Genomic DNA, 14,902 nt, shown 5'->3' with positions numbered 1-14,902 from the left:
GCGTATCCGTCTAGTCCCTCGTAGCTTCCGTCAGTGCTTCGGTCAGTTCGCAGCGGCATGGTAGTGCGATGCGATGGGCGATGGGCGATGGGGCGATGGGGCGATGGCCCAGGTCTACACTGCCCCCCCATGACCACCGCCCTCCCTGTCCGCCTGACAACCGACCGCCTGCAGCTGCGTCCCTGGCAGGCCAGCGATTTGCCGGCGATGGCCCAGTTGCACGCCGATGCGCAGGCCATGCGCTACTTTCCTGCCACCCTGTCGCGGGCCGACAGCGATGCCCTGGTCGCCCGCTTTCAGGCCCGCATCGACGCGCAGGGCTGGGGGTTCTGGGCGGCCGAGCACCGCGCCAGTGGCGAATGCATCGGCATGATCGGCCTGAACCGCCCGCGCGACGACCTGCCTTGCAGCCCCTGTGTGGAAGTGGGCTGGCGCCTGCGGCCGCGCTACTGGGGCCAGGGGCTGGCCACGGAAGGCGCCAGGGCCTGCGTGGACTGGGCACTGACCACGCTGGGGCTGGACGAGGTAGTGGCCTTCACCGCACTGCCCAACACGCCGTCCCAGGCGGTGATGCAGCGCCTGGGCATGCGGGCGGATCCGCACACCTTCGTGCACCCGGCACTGCCGGCCGGCCACGCGTTGGCCGAACATTGCCTGTACCGCCTGTCACGTGCGGACTGGCAGGCGGCGCACTCTCAAAAATAGGAGCTGGCTGCGCTGATCCTTCGGACGTTGCAGGATGAAAAGACCCTGAAATCCAGAAACAGCGGGCGCAAACCGCTATGGATTTCAGTAGCGCCACGGCCGCCGCGCAGCACCAGCACCAAGCTGCTGCACAGCACCAAGGGGCTGCAAGCGCTGGCGCTCCCCGGTCCGGCAGGTCACCCCAGGGCCGTGCGCACGTGCGGGGATGGCCCGCGCCAGCTCAGGCCTCGGCCAGCAGCGGCTGCAGTTGCTGCAAGCGCTGGCACAGGGCCTCAGGCAAGGCACAGGGGCGCTTGCTGTGCGGGTCCACGCAGACGACGCCGATCTTGCCCAGCGCCAGCAGCGTGCCGCTGTCGGCATCGACCAGACGCCAGACCAGGTCAAAGCCCTTGGCCGCGATGTCGCGCACGGCCATCTGCACCTCCACGGCCTGGTGCGGAAAGGCCTCGGCCCGGTACTGCACGGCCTGATCGCCGACAAAGACGCGCACGCCCGCCACATCACTCTCGCGCCAGCGCCACTGGGCGAAGAACTGCATGCGCGCCTGCGAGGCCAGTTGCAGCAGCTGCACATTGTCCGTGTGCGCGCCGGGGTGCAAGGGGGCGGGACACACCAGACGGGTGGCGAACACCGCGTCGTCAAAGTCAGCGAACTGGATACGGGCCATGGCAAAAAGATTCCAACAGGTGCAGCCATTTGCTGCGATGCAGCATTTTGCGGCAGCCGGCAGGCCCCTGCAATCACCTTGGTGCACCTGCGGCCCCTGCCGCACCAAAGCAGCGCAATCCCTGCGACACCATACAAAAACTGCATACAAAAAAGCAGGCATTGTTTTTGCTCACTGCTGGTTACGAACGCCGCAGCGCCCCCTGGACTTGCAACGCTGTGGACCTTTCCAACCGCTTTGATCCTGGAGTTCCCATGCAAAAACGCAGCTTCCTGCAAGCAACCGCAGCACTGGCCCTGGTGGGCAGCCTGGGCATGGCCCACGCGCAGACCACGCCCCTGAAGTTCCAGCTGGACTGGCGCTTCGAAGGCCCCGCCGCCTTCTTCCTGCTGCCCGTGGCCAAGGGCTACTTCAAGGACGCGGGTCTGGATGTGACCGTCGACGCCGGCAACGGCTCGGGCGGCGCCGTGCAGCGCGTGGCCTCGGGCTCCTACGACATCGGGTTTGCCGACATGGCCTCGCTGATGGAATTCCACGCCAACAACCCCGACGCGCCCAACAAGCCCGTGGGCGTGATGGTGGTCTACAACAACACCCCCGCCGCCGTGATGGCGCTCAAGAAGAGCGGCATTAAAACCCCCGCCGACCTCAGCGGCAAGAAGCTGGGCGCGCCCGTGTTCGACGCCGGCCGCAAGGCCTTCCCCACCTTCGCCAAGGTCAACAAGGTCAGCAACGTGGCCTGGACGGCCATGGACCCCCCGCTGCGCGAAACCATGCTGGTGCGCGGGGACATCGACGCCATCACCGGCTTCACCTTCACCAGCCTGCTGAACCTGGAGGCGCGCGGCGTCAAGACCAGCGACGTGGTGGTGATGCAGTACGCCGACTACGGCGTGAAGTACTACGGCAACGTGATCATCGCCAGCCCCAAGCTGATCAAGGAAAACCCCGAAGCCATCAAGAAGTTCCTGGCCGCCTTCACCAAGGGCGCCAAGGACGTGATGGCCAAGCCGGCCGACGCCATCCAGTACGTCAAGGCGCGCGACGGCATTGCCAACGCAGCCCTGGAAACCCGCCGCCTGCAACTGGCCATCGACACCGTCGTCAACAGCCCCGACGCCCGCAAGGAAGGCTTTGGTCGCCTGGATGTCGGCCGCCTGTCGCTGATGGCCTCGGAAGTCTCGGACGCCTTCGGCACCAAGACCCGCATCGACCCCAAGGCCGTCTGGAACGACAGCTTCCTGCCCAGCGCCGCGCAGCTGGACGTGCTGCCCAAGAAGTAAGACGGCTGTGTACAACCTGCGGCCGGGCCGGTTGGTCTGGTCGCCCCCCTCTGATGGATTCGTATGCAAAGCGCTGCCGACCCCTATTTCGTTGATTTCCGTGATGTCTGGCTGGCCTACAACGACGAGTTGCTGGCACAAAATCACTTTGCGGTCGAAGCCATTGATCTGCAGGTCAAACAAGGTGAGTTCATTGCCATCGTCGGCCCCTCGGGCTGCGGCAAGTCCACCTTCATGAAGCTGGCCACCGGCCTGCGCATGCCCTCCATGGGCAAGATCCAGATCGACGGCCAGCCCGTCACCGGCCCGCTGAAGATCTCCGGCATGGCCTTCCAGTCGCCCTCGCTGCTGCCCTGGCGCACCACGGTGGACAACGTGCTGCTGCCGCTGGAAATCGTGGAGCCGCACCGCTCGCAGTTCAAGGCGCGCCGCAAGGAATACGAGGAGCGCGCCCGCCACCTGCTGCAGAAAGTCGGCCTGGGTGGCTACGAGGACAAATTCCCCTGGCAGCTGTCGGGCGGCATGCAGCAGCGCGCCAGCATCTGCCGCGCGCTGATCCACGAGCCCAAGATGCTGCTGCTGGACGAGCCCTTCGGCGCCCTCGACGCCTTCACGCGCGAGGAGCTGTGGTGCATCCTGCGCGACCTGCACGCCGAGCAGCAATTCAACGTCATCCTGGTCACGCACGACCTGCGTGAATCCGTGTTCCTGGCCGACACCATCTACGTGATGAGCAAGAGCCCCGGCCGCTTCGTCGTGCGCCGCGATGTGGAGCTGCCCCGCCCCCGCGACCTGGAGCTGACCTACACCAAGGAGTTCACCGACATCGTGCACGAGCTGCGTGGCCACATCGGTGCCATGCGCAAAAGCGGTGCAGTGATCAACCAATGAGCAGCCAAGGATTCGCAATGAACAAACTCAACAACAAACTGCTGGAGCGCTGGTCGCCCTGGGTGCTGCTGCTGATGGTGGTGGTGCTGTGGCAGGTGGTCTGCGCGGCCTTCGAGGTCTCGGAATTCATCTTCCCCAGCCCCTGGCTGATCTTCCGCGACTTCATGGAATACCACGCCGTGATTGCCGGCCACGCCTGGCGCACCTTCTGGGTGACCATGGCCGGCTTCGGCGTCGCCATCGTGGTGGGCGTGCTGCTGGGCTTCCTGATCGGCAGCTCGCGCCTGGCCTATGCCGCCGTCTACCCGCTGATGACGGCCTTCAACGCCCTGCCCAAGGCGGCCTTCGTACCCATCCTGGTGGTCTGGTTCGGCATCGGCGTGGGCCCGGCCATCCTCACCGCCTTCCTGATCAGCTTCTTCCCCATCATGGTCAACATCGCCACCGGCCTGGCCACGCTGGAGCCCGAGCTGGAAGACGTGCTGCGCGTGCTGGGCGCCAAGCGCTGGGATGTGCTGATGAAGGTCGGCCTGCCGCGCTCCCTGCCCTATTTCTACGGCTCGCTCAAGGTCGCCATCACCCTGGCCTTCGTCGGCACCACCGTGTCGGAGATGACGGCCGCCAACGAAGGCATCGGCTACCTGCTGATCTCGGCCGGCTCGTCCATGCAGATGGGCCTGGCATTTGCCGGCCTGCTGGTCGTGGGCGCCATGGCCATGGTGATGTACGAACTGTTCAGCTGGGTGGAAAAGCGCACCACGGGCTGGGCCCACCGCGGCTCCCAGAACCACTGAGGGGCCGAGTCTCGCCCCCTTTCACCGATCCCCCGAACCTCGACTTGGGCCTGCCTCGTGCAGGCCTTTTTTTGTGCCTGCTGCGCCCGACGCGCCCACTCCCGCGGGCGCCGCGACCAGGCCCTGGCATCCCCACGGTGGAGCGCGGCGGCTGGTACGGACGGCCCCCACGGATTGCACCAAAAACAGGCGCTGGCGCGCTTGCAGGCTGCGGATAGTGCTTTCTTTTTCGCAGCAAACCGATTACAGCAGCCCTTTGCCACCCCGTACCAACGCCCGGCGGCACAACCGCTTACAACTTGCCCCCCCGCCCACCTACAAACCACCCACACTTTTGGCACGGCATGTGCATTGAAGCTGCGCGCCCCCGGATGCAACAACGCCGTCCCACCACGGTCCTGGTGTTGTGGACCCCGCTGTCTTGCCAGGAAAGGCCCACGCCATGCACACCCAGTTCTTCCAACACCCAGGCCCCACCCACGCCATGCCGCCCGACGACGAATACGCCCTCGACAGCACCGACAGCCACTGGCTGCGCCAGGCCTTTGTCTGGGCGAATGCCGCCCGCCTGCGCGGCAACCGGCCCTTCGGCGCCATCATCGTCTCCGGCAGCGGCCGCATCCTGGCCGAGGCCTTCAGCAACACCCGCGAGACCGGCGACGCCACCGGCCACGCCGAGATGAATGCCATCCGCCAGCTGGGCATGGCCCGCCTGGCGCCCGATGTGCTGGCCGGTGCCACGCTCTACGCCAGTGCCGAACCCTGCGTGATGTGCGCCGGCGCCATCTGCAGCAGCGGCCTGCGCCGCGTGGTCTTCGGCCTGGATGCGCAGCGGCTGCACCACATCCGCCCCGACCTGCGCGCCTGCCTGCTGTCCTGCCACGATGTGCTGGCCCACGCCCAGGAAGCCATCAGCTGCACCGGCCCCTGCCTGGTCGAGGAAGCCCTGGCCGTCTACGAAGACAGCTGGCTGTCCCCTGGTGATGCCCCAGCGGATGCGCCCCCGGGCTGAGCCGCACGCCCCGCGCGGCGCTCCAACTTGGTGCAACAGGCGCATTTCTTGCTTGGATGGCGGCCATGCCTTGGCTCGCTCAACTTGATCTGGACTATTCCATGGCCGCGGAACGTACCCGCGTGCACTTCCACCACGACGGTCCGCTGCGTGTGCTGCGCAGCCTGTACCCGGAGGGCGATGCCATCTGCCACAACGTGCTGGTGCACCCGCCCGGCGGCCTGGTCGGCGGCGACACCCTGGACATCCGGGTGCGCGTGCAGCCCCAGGCCCATGCCCTGGTCACCACCCCCGGCGCCACGCGCTTTTACAAGACCCAGGGCGAAACCGCCACGCAGCGCACCCACCTGCAGCTGGACGCCGGCGCCCGGCTGGAATGGCTGCCGCTGGAAGCGCTGGCCTACAACGCCTGCGACGCGCACAACCAGCTGACGCTGGCACTGGCACCCGGGGCGGAGCTGATCGCCTGGGACATCACCGCCTTCGGCTTGCCCCATGCCGGCGAGCCCTTTGTGCAGGGCCAGTTCACCCAGCACATGGCGTGGCCCGGGCATTGGCTGGAACACGGCACCCTGCGCGCCGAAGACGCACGCCTGATGGATGGCCCGCTGGGCCTGGCCGGCCAGCGCTGCATGGGCAGCCTGGTGCTGGCCTGTGGCACGCCCCTGACCCGCGTGCAGCGCGAGCAACTGCTGGATGCCACGCGCGCCGTGCTCAATGCCCACCCGCAAGGTGCCTGGTGCGGCATCACCGCCCCCAACGAGCACATGCTGGTGCTGCGCGGCCTGGCTCCCGTGGTCGAACCCCTGATGCAGCTGTGGCAGCAGGTGCGGGCCTGCTGGCGCCAGCAGCACTGGGGACTGCCGGGCACGGCACCGCGCATCTGGAGCATGTAAGGCCCGCGGTGCCCGAAAGTAATCGGCACAGCCTGGTCTGCAGCCAAGGATGCGCGCCTCTCCGCGCCAAACCTGGATCCAGGGCTTGCTGCAATGCGCGCAGGCCGCGCCCCCGCAGGGGTGAACGGTCCATCGTCATCCTCGTTTTCCGCACAAGCTCATGCGCACAACGTCGTTCGCAGCGCCGGCCACCCTGCCTACACTGGCGCACACCCCCTCCGTTCACCCGGCCCCCGGCTGCCAGGACGGATGCTGTTTTGTCTCCTCGGCATGGCACCCTCGCCGCAGGTTTTGGCGCTGCCCTGGGCAGCGCTTTTTTTCTGCCCGGCACCACACCGACCGCACAGGCAGCGCGCAATAAAGGCTGTTGGCGGTTTTTCAAGGGGTTTTGGCGAAATTTATTGTTGAAAAAACAGGCTTGAAAAGCCCTGGGACGGCGATATCTACGGAACATCCAGGCGCAGACGGCGCCACCCCACACCAAGGAGTTATCGCATGTTCCTCGCAACCCCCATCATCCGCCATGTGACCCGCCCCGATGCCAGCCTGCAACGCTTCATGCAGGCCGCCACAAGTGCCGCCCAGCAGCTCAACGGAGACTTCCAGGTCAGCCAAACCGACGAAGCCACGGTGTTGAGCATCGACGTCCCCGGCCTGAGCCGCGAGCAGCTGCAACTGCGCATCGAAGACAACATGGTGCACCTGCACAGCGTGGAAGGCGCGCCCCGCCAGGTGCGCCGCAGTTGGGAGCTGCCCCACGAGATCGATGTGCCAGCCTCCAGCGCCAAGCTGGACCTGGGCGTGCTGACCTTGACGCTGCAGCGCCGCAAGCCCGTCGACAAGACGGTCACGCTGAACATCCAGTAATTCCGGCGCGCTGCCGCTCCCACGCCGTGGTCGCTTCACCGCCCCACGGCGTGTTGCCGTCCGGGTGGGACCACCCCCCACGCGCCAGGCCCAGCCGCTGCGCGGCCGACGCGGCAGGCTGTATGAAAATAGGCGCTTTGGCCTGCACACACCCTGGACCGTGCGGGCGCTGTTTTCCAAAGGACTGCACATGACCCGGGCACCTGCCTCTCTCTGGCGCACCATGGCCGCGCTGGCCTGCACCATCGGCCTGCTGCAAGGCTGCGCCAGCACCACCCAATCAGGGGCTATCGGCCTGCAACGCAGCCAGCTGATGCTGGTGTCCAGCGACAGCATCAACGCCCAGGCGGCCAAGGGCTTCCAGCAGCTCACGGCCGATGCCCAGTCCAAGAAAAAACTCAACACCGATGCGGCGATGACGCAGCGCGTGCGCCGCATCGGCCACGACCTGATTGCCCAGGTCGGGGTGTTCCGCCCCGATGCGCGCAACTGGGCCTGGGAAATCAATGTCTTCGAGTCCGATGACATCAATGCCTTCTGCGCCCCCGGCGGCAAGATCGGCGTGTACACCGGCCTCGTCAACCGGCTGCGCCTGACCGATGATGAGCTGGCCGCCGTCATGGGCCACGAAATCGCCCACGCCCTGCGCGAACACTCGCGCGAGCAGATGTCGCAAAAGACCCTCTCCGGCCTCATCACCAGCACCATCGCCGTGGCCACGGGCGTCCCCGGGGAGCTGATGGATGCCGGCTCGCAGATGCTGGTGCACCTGCCCAATTCGCGCGCCATGGAGCTGGAGTCGGACGTGATCGGCCTGGAGCTGATGGCCCGCGCCGGCTACGACCCGCGCAATGCCTCGTCCATCTGGCGCAAGATGCAGCAGGTCAGCGGCGGCCAGCAAGGGGCCTCGTTCCTCAGCACCCATCCCGCGGGCGATCAACGGATTGCCGAGCTGGACGCCTATGTGCCCAAGGTGCTGCCGCTGTACCAGGCGGCCGTGGCGCAGAAAAAATCCCCGGCCCGCAGCCGCTGAGGCAGGCCCCCACGCAGGGGCGGCCCAGCCCGCCCTAAATCGCCACCAGCTTCTGGATCCCCTTGGCCTGCATCTCGGTGCCCGGCCCTGCGGCGATCACCTCGCCGCGCTCCATCACCACGTACTGGTCGGCCAGCGCTTCGGCAAAGTCGTAGTACTGCTCGCACAGCAGCACGGCCATGCCGCGCTCCTTGGCCAGCATGCGGATCACGCGGCCAATGTCCTTGATGATGCTGGGCTGGATGCCTTCGGTCGGCTCGTCCAGGATCAGCAGGCCCGGCGCCGGCGCCAGGGCGCGGGCAATCGCCAGCTGCTGCTGCTGACCGCCGGACAGGTCGCCCCCGCGGCGCTGCAGCATCTGCTGGAGCACCGGGAACAGCGTGTACAAGTCCTGCGGGATCGGCGTGCGGCCACTTTGGTAGGCCAGGCCCATGCGCAGGTTGTCCTCCACCGTCAAGCGGCCGAAGATCTCGCGCCCCTGGGGCACAAAACCGATGCCGGCGCGTGCGCGCTCGTAGGGTGTCAGCCCCTGGATGGCCTGGCCCTTCCAGGTGATGCTGCCGCTGCGGATGGGCACCAGCCCCATCAGGCTCTTGAGCAGCGTGGTCTTGCCCACGCCGTTGCGCCCCAGCAGCACGGTGATCTGGCCGGGCTCGGCCTGCACGCTCACATCGCGCAGGATGTGCGAGCCGCCGTAGTACTGGTGCAGGTTTTGAACTTTGAGCATTTTTGGCCTCCAACGCAGATCAATCCTGCGCAAGCAGCTCTTATTTCGAGAGCTACCGTTTCAATTTTCATAGCTGCTTGCGCTGGTATTCAGAGGCTTTCAAAGCAAAAAACATTTGAAAACCTCTTACTACAAGCGCTAACAGCTATCCATCTTCATTGCCCCCCAGGTATGCAGGCCCACCAGCACCGCGTCGCGCTGCGGTGGCGACGAGGCACCAAGCCGCAGACAGTCGCTGCACTGCGATTTGGCTTGGCTTGGCAACGGCGTATCCAGGCTGGTGTCCATCTCGCTAGCGCCCCAGATAGACCTCGATCACGCGCTCATCGGCCTGTACCTGGGCCAGCGTGCCTTCGGCCAGCACGCTGCCGTCGCACAGCACGGTGACCTTCTCGCTGATGGTGGCGATGAAGGACATGTCGTGCTCCACCACCATCAATGAGTGCTGGCCCTTGAGGGTCAGGAACAGCTCGGCCGTGCGCGCGGTTTCGTCATCGGTCATGCCGGCCACAGGTTCGTCGAGCAGCAGCAGCTTGGGCTCCTGCATCAGCAGCATGCCGATCTCCAGCCACTGCTTCTGGCCGTGGCTGAGCACGCCGGCCTGGCGGTGAACTTCGCTGGCCAGGTGGATGGTGTGCAGGATGCCGGCCAGCCGGTCGCTTTGCGCGCTGTCGAGCCGGAAGAACAGGGAGTGCTGCACGCCCTTTTGCGTCTTGAGCGCCAGCTCCAGGTTCTCGAACACCGTCAGCTGCTCGAACACCGTGGGCTTCTGGAACTTGCGGCCAATGCCCAGCTGGGCGATCTGCGGCTCGTTGTGGCGCAGCAGGTCGATGGTGGAGCCGAAGAACACCGAGCCTTTGTCGGGCCGGGTCTTGCCGGTGATGATGTCCATCATCGTGGTCTTGCCTGCGCCATTGGGGCCGATGATGCAGCGCAGCTCGCCCGGCGCAATGTCCAGGTTCAGGCCGTTGATGGCCTTGAAACCGTCGAAGCTGACGTGCACATCTTCCAGGTACAGGATGCGGCCATGGGTCACATCGACTTCGCCCGGCGTCGCGATGCGCGCCATGCTGGCGCTGCGACCACCTGAACCGATGTTTTGCGCGGCTTTTTCAGCCGCGGCACGCATGCGGACCGCGCCCGCTTCCATCAGGTCCGGGGTCATGCCGCACCTCCCTCTTGCTTCGATCCGAACTTGCCGCGCAGCTTGCGCACCACGCCGACGATGCCCTGGGGCATCCACAGCGTCACGGCAATGAACAGGGCGCCCAGGAAATACAGCCAGAACTCCGGCGCCGCCACGGTGAGCCAGCTCTTGGCGCCATTCACGGCAAACGCGCCGACGATGGGGCCGATCAGGCTGCCGCGCCCGCCCACGGCCGTCCACACGGCGATCTCGATCGAGCTGGCGGCCGACATTTCCACCGGGTTGATGATGCCCACCTGGGGCACGTACAAGGCCCCGGCCAGACCGCACATCATGGCGCTGATGACCCAGATGGTCAGCTTGTAGGGCAGCGGCGCATAGCCCGAGAACATGACGCGACTTTCGGCATCGCGGATGGCCTGCAGCACGCGGCCAAACTTGCTGCGCACCAGCCAGCGCGCCAGCAAAAAGCAGCCCAGCAGGGTGCAACCCGTCAGCACAAACAGGGCCATGCGCATCTCCTGCGTGGCCAGCGGCATGCCGAGGATGCGCTTGAAGTCCGTGAAGCCGTTGTTGCCGCCAAAGCCGGTTTCATTGCGAAAGAACAGCAGCATGGCCGCATAGGTCAGCGCCTGCGTGATGATGGAGAAATACACCCCCTTGATGCGCGAGCGGAAGGCAAACCAGCCAAACACGAAGGCCACCACACCGGGCACCGCGAAGATCAGGATGAAGGTGGCGATGAAGCTGTCCGACAGCGCCCAGAACCAGGGCAGCTCCTTCCAGGCCAGGAACACCATGAAGGCGGGCAGCTCCTCGGCGCCCACGGACTGGCGGCTCAGGTACATGCCCATGACATAGCCACCCAGCGCAAAGAACAGGCCATGGCCCAGGCTCAGGATGCCGGTGTAGCCCCAGATCAGGTCCATAGCCAGCGCGCAGATGGCGTAGCACATGATCTTGCCCAGCAGGCGCACGGCGTAGTCCGACAGGTGGAACACGCTGCCCTCGCCCACCCACAAGTTCAGCACCGGGGCCACGGCACAGACCACGACCAGCGCCAGCATGAAGGCCGACCAGCCGGCCTTGGTGAGCAGCGGTTGCCGTGCCGGCAGCTCCACCGGCACGAACACACTGCTTTTTAATGTTGTTGAAGCATTCATAGATCTATTCCTTCCGCATTCGGATGCGCAAACCCACCTGCGCCGGAGGCAACGAGCCAGGCCCTCCCTGCAACGCAGCTGTTGCCCCCTTTGCGGGGAAGGCGCGCCAGCAACTCAGGGGATGCTTCTTCATTCCAGAACTTGTCATGGCCTGGCTCCTGCACACAGCCAGGAGCACAACCGGCCTTCGCAGGGGACAGCGAGCCAGGGCCGCCCCGCAGCGAGGCTGTCGTCCCCCTCGGGGGGAAGGCGCGCCAGCGACTCAGGGGGGGCATCATGTTTCCGCGCTCCGCCCCTTCATCGCGAAGATGCCCTGGGGCCGCTTCTGGATGAAGGCGATGATGAACACCAGCACCGCGATCTTGGCCAGCACCGCGCCGGTCCAGCCTTCGAGGAACTTGTTGAGGATGCCCAGCCCCAGCGCGGCATACACCGTGCCCGCCAGCTGGCCCACGCCGCCCAGCACCACCACCATGAAGGAGTCCACGATGTAGCTCTGCCCCAGGTCGGGGCCGACGTTGCCCACCTGGCTCAGCGCGCAGCCGGCCAGGCCGGCAATGCCACTGCCCAGGGCAAACGCCAGCGTGTCCACGCGCGCCGTATTCACGCCCATGCAGGCCGCAATCGGGCGGTTCTGTGTGACCCCGCGCACGAACAGGCCCAGGCGGGTGCGTGCAATCAGGTAGGCCACGCCCGCCAGCACGGCGAAGGCAAAGGCGATGATGATCAGGCGGTTGAAAGGCAGGGTCAGGTTGGGCAGCAGCTGCCAGCCACCGCTCATCCACACCGGGTTTTCCACGGCCACGTTCTGCGCGCCGAAGGTGGAGCGCACCAGCTGCATCAGCACCAGGGAGATGCCCCAGGTGGCCAGCAGGGTCTCCAGCGGGCGGCCGTACAGAAAGCGCAGCACACCGCGCTCCATCACCGCGCCCACCAGGGCTGAGGCCAGGAAGGCCACGGGCAGGGCCGCCAGCAGGTACCAGTCAAAGAAGTCGGGCAGGTAGCTGCGGAACACGCCCTGCACCACATAGGTGGCGTAGGCGCCGATCATCATCAGCTCGCCGTGGGCCATGTTGATCACGCCCATCAGGCCGTAGGTGATGGCCAGGCCCAGGGCCACCAGCAGCAGGATGGAGCCCAGGCTGATGCCGGTGAAGGCCACGCCCAGGCGTTCGCCCCAGGCCAGCTGGTCCTTGACCTCGGCCAGGGCGCGCTTGAGCGCCGCCTGCACCTGGGCATCCTGCTCCTGCGCCAGTTGCTCGTTCAGCAGCAGGCGCGTGGCGGGCGTGGCGTGGCGCGCCAGCAGGGTAGCGGCGTCGATGCGCTGCTCGGCCTGCGGGCTGCCCAGCAGGGCTGCGGATTTCGCCAGCGCCAGCGCGGCCTTAACGTCCGCCTGCTGCTCGCGCGCCAGGGCCTTGTCGAGCAGTGGCAGGCGCTCGGGCGTCGCGCCCTGCAACATGGCCTGGGCCGCTTCCAGGCGTTCGGCATCGTTGCCCACCAGCAGGTTCAGGGCGGCCAGGGCGTTGCCGATCTCGCGGCGCAGGCGGTTGTTGGTGCTGGCGTCGCTGGCCCCCTCGGGCAGCGGCACGGCCTGGCCCGTCACGGGGTCACGCGCTTCGCCCCCGCGCACGATGAAGGCCCCCGCGCCGGTGAACTGCACCTCACCGTCGCGCAGGGCCTGCAGGAAGTCGGCCGTGCGGGCGGCATCGCCCGTGGCCGCGGCATCCTGCATGGCGGCAATGCGGCTGTTGTTGTCGCCATCGGCCATGGCCAGCGCCTGCTCGGCCGTCAGCGCCTGGGCCGGGGCCTGCCACAAGGCCGCGCAGGCCAGCGCTGCGCCCAGCCAGGGCCGGAGGGTGCGCAAGAGGGGAAAAAGCATAGGTCATCCAATCAGCAAAAGGCCCGTCCGGTGGGGACGGGCCTTCGGGTCGAGGTGCGGTTCACCGGTGCGACCGCGCAGCGGCCGCACGCGTGTCCCCTCACTTCTTCTCGGGCTCGTCCTTCTTCTTGTCGTTGCCGTCGATGAAGGGGCTCCAGGGCTGGGCCTTGATCGGTTCCTTGGTCTTCCAGACCACGTTGAACTGGCCATCGGCCTTGATCTCGCCGATCAGCACCGGCTTGTGCAGGTGGTGGTTCTTGGCATCCATGGTCAGCGTGAAGCCACTGGGCGCCTTGAAGGTCTGGCCGGCCATGGCGGCGATCACTTTGTTCACCTCCAGGGACTTGGCCTTTTCCACGGCCTGCTTCCACATATGAATGCCAACGTAGGTGGCTTCCATGGGGTCGTTGGTCAGCGGCTTGGTGGACTGGCCGGGCAGGTTCTTGGCCTTGGCATAGGCGCTCCACTGCTTGATCCAGGCATCGTTGGTGGGGTTCTTGACGCTCATGAAGTAGTTCCACGAGGCCAGGTGACCGACCAGGGGCTTGGGATCCAGGCCACGCAGCTCTTCCTCGCCGACCGAGAAGGCCACCACAGGCACATCGGTGGCTTTGATGCCGGCGTTGCCCAGTTCCTTGTAGAAGGGCACGTTGGAGTCGCCGTTGATGGTGGAGATCACGGCCGTCTTGCCCCCTGCGGCGAACTTCTTGATGTCGGCCACGATGGTCTGGTAGTCGCTGTGGCCAAACGGGGTGTAGGCCTCCATGATGTCCTTGTCGGCCACGCCCTTCTTCTTCAGGAAGGCGCGCAGGATCTTGTTGGCCGTGCGCGGGTAGACGTAGTCGGTGCCCAGCAGCACCCAGCGCTTGGCGCTGCCGCCGTCCTCGCCCATCAGGTATTCCACGGCGGGAATGGCCTGCTGGTTGGGCGCCGCACCGGTGTAGAACACGTTCTTGGACAGCTCCTCGCCCTCGTACTGCACGGGGTAGAACAGCAAGGCGTTATTTTCCTCATAGACCGGCAGCACCGACTTGCGGCACACCGAGGTCCAGCAGCCGAAGGTCACGGCCACCTTGTCCTGGCTGATCAGCTGCTTGGCCTTCTCTGCCGCTAGCGGCCAGTTGGAGGCGGTGTCGATCACCACGGGCTCCAGCTTCTTGCCCAGCACGCCACCCTTGGCGTTGATGTCCTCGATGGTCATCAAGGCCATGTCCTTGAGGGCGGTCTCCGAAATCGCCATGGTGCCCGACAGGGCGTGCAGCACACCCACCTTGATGGTGTCGGCCGCCTGGGCGGACAGTGCGGTCAAGCCCATGCCGGCAACGGTTGCGGCAGCGGCCAGGGTCTTCAGGGTGAAACGGCGTGGCATGGTGAGAACTCCTCTCGGTGGGTTGATGGAGTCCATGCTAGGGATGACCCGCCTCCGCGCCTATACGCCGGATGGCGTACGCCCTGCGCCGTTCATCCGCCCTGGCGCAGCCGCCCCAGGGCCAGGGCAGCGGCCGCCGTGCGCGTTTCCACGCCCAGCTTGGCGTGGATGCGCTCCAGGTGCTTTTTCACCGTGGCCGGGCTGCTGCCCACGATGTCGGCAATGTCGCGGTTGATCTTGCCCTGCGCCACCCAGAACAGCACCTCGGCCTCCTTGGCCGTCAGCGCAAAGGCCTCGCGCAGCAGCTGGGCAGCGGCACTGCCCGACTCCTCACGCATCACCACCAGCAGCTCGCCGCCCTGGCCCTCTTCCATCGGCGGGTGCAGGTGCAGCACCAGCCGCCGGTCGCTGCCGGCCACGGGCTGCGGGGCCGCCAGCACCCAGCGGGGTGGCTCGGCCAGCCCTTGCA

General features: G+C 66.4%; 15 protein-coding genes. 8 read left to right on the top strand and 7 right to left on the bottom strand.

The annotated features are described in order from the left end of the window. Positions 1–129: 129 nt before the first annotated feature. Positions 130–705, top strand: a complete 576-nt coding sequence (locus SJH88_RS15880) for a GNAT family N-acetyltransferase (protein ID WP_274755053.1) — start codon at positions 130–132, stop codon at positions 703–705. 220 nt (positions 706–925) lie between these two features. On the opposite strand, the gene SJH88_RS15875 is transcribed toward SJH88_RS15880, so the two are convergent. Beyond that, positions 926–1,372, bottom strand: coding sequence for an acyl-CoA thioesterase (locus SJH88_RS15875; protein ID WP_274755052.1), 447 nt, complete (start codon positions 1,370–1,372; stop codon positions 926–928). A gap of 254 nt (positions 1,373–1,626) precedes the next feature. Here SJH88_RS15875 and SJH88_RS15870 point away from each other — a divergent pair, with 254 nt between their 5' ends. The 7 genes from SJH88_RS15870 to SJH88_RS15840 all read left to right on the top strand — a co-directional run bounded on the left by SJH88_RS15870 (position 1,627) and on the right by SJH88_RS15840 (position 8,148). Further along, the gene (locus tag SJH88_RS15870; protein ID WP_043381021.1) at positions 1,627–2,655 is read left to right on the top strand and encodes an ABC transporter substrate-binding protein; all 1,029 of its coding nucleotides are present in this window, start codon (positions 1,627–1,629) and stop codon (positions 2,653–2,655) included. A 63-nt stretch (positions 2,656–2,718) separates the two neighbouring features. Next, complete coding sequence (locus SJH88_RS15865; protein WP_043381013.1) at positions 2,719–3,546, top strand: ABC transporter ATP-binding protein; 828 nt, start codon at positions 2,719–2,721, stop codon at positions 3,544–3,546. A gap of 17 nt (positions 3,547–3,563) precedes the next feature. Further along, positions 3,564–4,340, top strand: a complete 777-nt coding sequence (locus SJH88_RS15860; RefSeq protein ID WP_043381006.1) for an ABC transporter permease — start codon at positions 3,564–3,566, stop codon at positions 4,338–4,340. A gap of 442 nt (positions 4,341–4,782) precedes the next feature. Beyond that, a complete protein-coding gene (locus SJH88_RS15855; RefSeq protein ID WP_225890697.1) occupies positions 4,783–5,352 on the top strand; it encodes a nucleoside deaminase in 570 nt (189 codons plus the stop codon). A 65-nt stretch (positions 5,353–5,417) separates the two neighbouring features. After that, entirely contained in the window at positions 5,418–6,248 is an 831-nt protein-coding gene (locus tag SJH88_RS15850; RefSeq protein ID WP_274755051.1) for an urease accessory protein UreD, read from the top strand. Between the two features lie 495 nt (positions 6,249–6,743). Beyond that, entirely contained in the window at positions 6,744–7,115 is a 372-nt protein-coding gene (locus SJH88_RS15845) for an Hsp20/alpha crystallin family protein (RefSeq protein ID WP_043380976.1), read from the top strand. Between the two features lie 190 nt (positions 7,116–7,305). Next, the gene (locus SJH88_RS15840) at positions 7,306–8,148 is read left to right on the top strand and encodes a M48 family metallopeptidase (protein ID WP_274755050.1); all 843 of its coding nucleotides are present in this window, start codon (positions 7,306–7,308) and stop codon (positions 8,146–8,148) included. A gap of 34 nt (positions 8,149–8,182) precedes the next feature. On the opposite strand, the gene urtE is transcribed toward SJH88_RS15840, so the two are convergent. The 6 genes from urtE to SJH88_RS15810 form a co-directional block, all read right to left on the bottom strand. After that, the gene (urtE, locus tag SJH88_RS15835) at positions 8,183–8,875 is read right to left on the bottom strand and encodes an urea ABC transporter ATP-binding subunit UrtE (RefSeq protein ID WP_274755049.1); all 693 of its coding nucleotides are present in this window, start codon (positions 8,873–8,875) and stop codon (positions 8,183–8,185) included. Positions 8,876–9,167: 292 nt separating this feature from the next. Continuing rightward, entirely contained in the window at positions 9,168–10,040 is an 873-nt protein-coding gene (urtD, locus tag SJH88_RS15830) for an urea ABC transporter ATP-binding protein UrtD (RefSeq protein ID WP_274755048.1), read from the bottom strand. Then, complete coding sequence (gene urtC, locus SJH88_RS15825; protein ID WP_274755047.1) at positions 10,037–11,185, bottom strand: urea ABC transporter permease subunit UrtC; 1,149 nt, start codon at positions 11,183–11,185, stop codon at positions 10,037–10,039. The genes urtD and urtC overlap by 4 nt, the downstream gene beginning before the upstream one ends. Positions 11,186–11,459: 274 nt before the next feature. Then, positions 11,460–13,064, bottom strand: a complete 1,605-nt coding sequence (gene urtB, locus SJH88_RS15820) for an urea ABC transporter permease subunit UrtB (protein WP_274755046.1) — start codon at positions 13,062–13,064, stop codon at positions 11,460–11,462. A gap of 100 nt (positions 13,065–13,164) precedes the next feature. Next, positions 13,165–14,433, bottom strand: coding sequence for an urea ABC transporter substrate-binding protein (urtA, locus tag SJH88_RS15815; protein WP_274755045.1), 1,269 nt, complete (start codon positions 14,431–14,433; stop codon positions 13,165–13,167). Between the two features lie 92 nt (positions 14,434–14,525). Then, positions 14,526–14,902: response regulator transcription factor (locus SJH88_RS15810; protein WP_274755044.1), on the bottom strand; the 377-nt coding region annotated here is incomplete at its 5' end.

Source organism: Comamonas sp. GCA5, from assembly GCF_036541385.1.
Taxonomy (GTDB): Bacteria; Pseudomonadota; Gammaproteobacteria; order Burkholderiales; family Burkholderiaceae_C; genus Comamonas; species Comamonas aquatica.
Note: the sequence above shows the minus strand (reverse complement) of the source record. Positions and strands in the feature narration are given on the sequence as shown.

Excerpts from the sequence above, each read along its gene's own strand:
- SJH88_RS15880 (WP_274755053.1), top strand. The coding sequence starts at position 130 with ATGACCACCGCCCTCCCTGTCCGCCTGACAACCGACCGCCTGCAGCTG.
- SJH88_RS15875 (WP_274755052.1), bottom strand. The coding sequence starts at position 1,372 with ATGGCCCGTATCCAGTTCGCTGACTTTGACGACGCGGTGTTCGCCACC.
- SJH88_RS15870 (WP_043381021.1), top strand. The coding sequence starts at position 1,627 with ATGCAAAAACGCAGCTTCCTGCAAGCAACCGCAGCACTGGCCCTGGTG.
- SJH88_RS15865 (WP_043381013.1), top strand. The coding sequence starts at position 2,719 with ATGCAAAGCGCTGCCGACCCCTATTTCGTTGATTTCCGTGATGTCTGG.
- SJH88_RS15860 (WP_043381006.1), top strand. The coding sequence starts at position 3,564 with ATGAACAAACTCAACAACAAACTGCTGGAGCGCTGGTCGCCCTGGGTG.
- SJH88_RS15855 (WP_225890697.1), top strand. The coding sequence starts at position 4,783 with ATGCACACCCAGTTCTTCCAACACCCAGGCCCCACCCACGCCATGCCG.
- SJH88_RS15850 (WP_274755051.1), top strand. The coding sequence starts at position 5,418 with ATGCCTTGGCTCGCTCAACTTGATCTGGACTATTCCATGGCCGCGGAA.
- SJH88_RS15845 (WP_043380976.1), top strand. The coding sequence starts at position 6,744 with ATGTTCCTCGCAACCCCCATCATCCGCCATGTGACCCGCCCCGATGCC.
- SJH88_RS15840 (WP_274755050.1), top strand. The coding sequence starts at position 7,306 with ATGACCCGGGCACCTGCCTCTCTCTGGCGCACCATGGCCGCGCTGGCC.
- urtE (WP_274755049.1), bottom strand. The coding sequence starts at position 8,875 with ATGCTCAAAGTTCAAAACCTGCACCAGTACTACGGCGGCTCGCACATC.
- urtD (WP_274755048.1), bottom strand. The coding sequence starts at position 10,040 with ATGACCCCGGACCTGATGGAAGCGGGCGCGGTCCGCATGCGTGCCGCG.
- urtC (WP_274755047.1), bottom strand. The coding sequence starts at position 11,185 with ATGAATGCTTCAACAACATTAAAAAGCAGTGTGTTCGTGCCGGTGGAG.
- urtB (WP_274755046.1), bottom strand. The coding sequence starts at position 13,064 with ATGCTTTTTCCCCTCTTGCGCACCCTCCGGCCCTGGCTGGGCGCAGCG.
- urtA (WP_274755045.1), bottom strand. The coding sequence starts at position 14,433 with ATGCCACGCCGTTTCACCCTGAAGACCCTGGCCGCTGCCGCAACCGTT.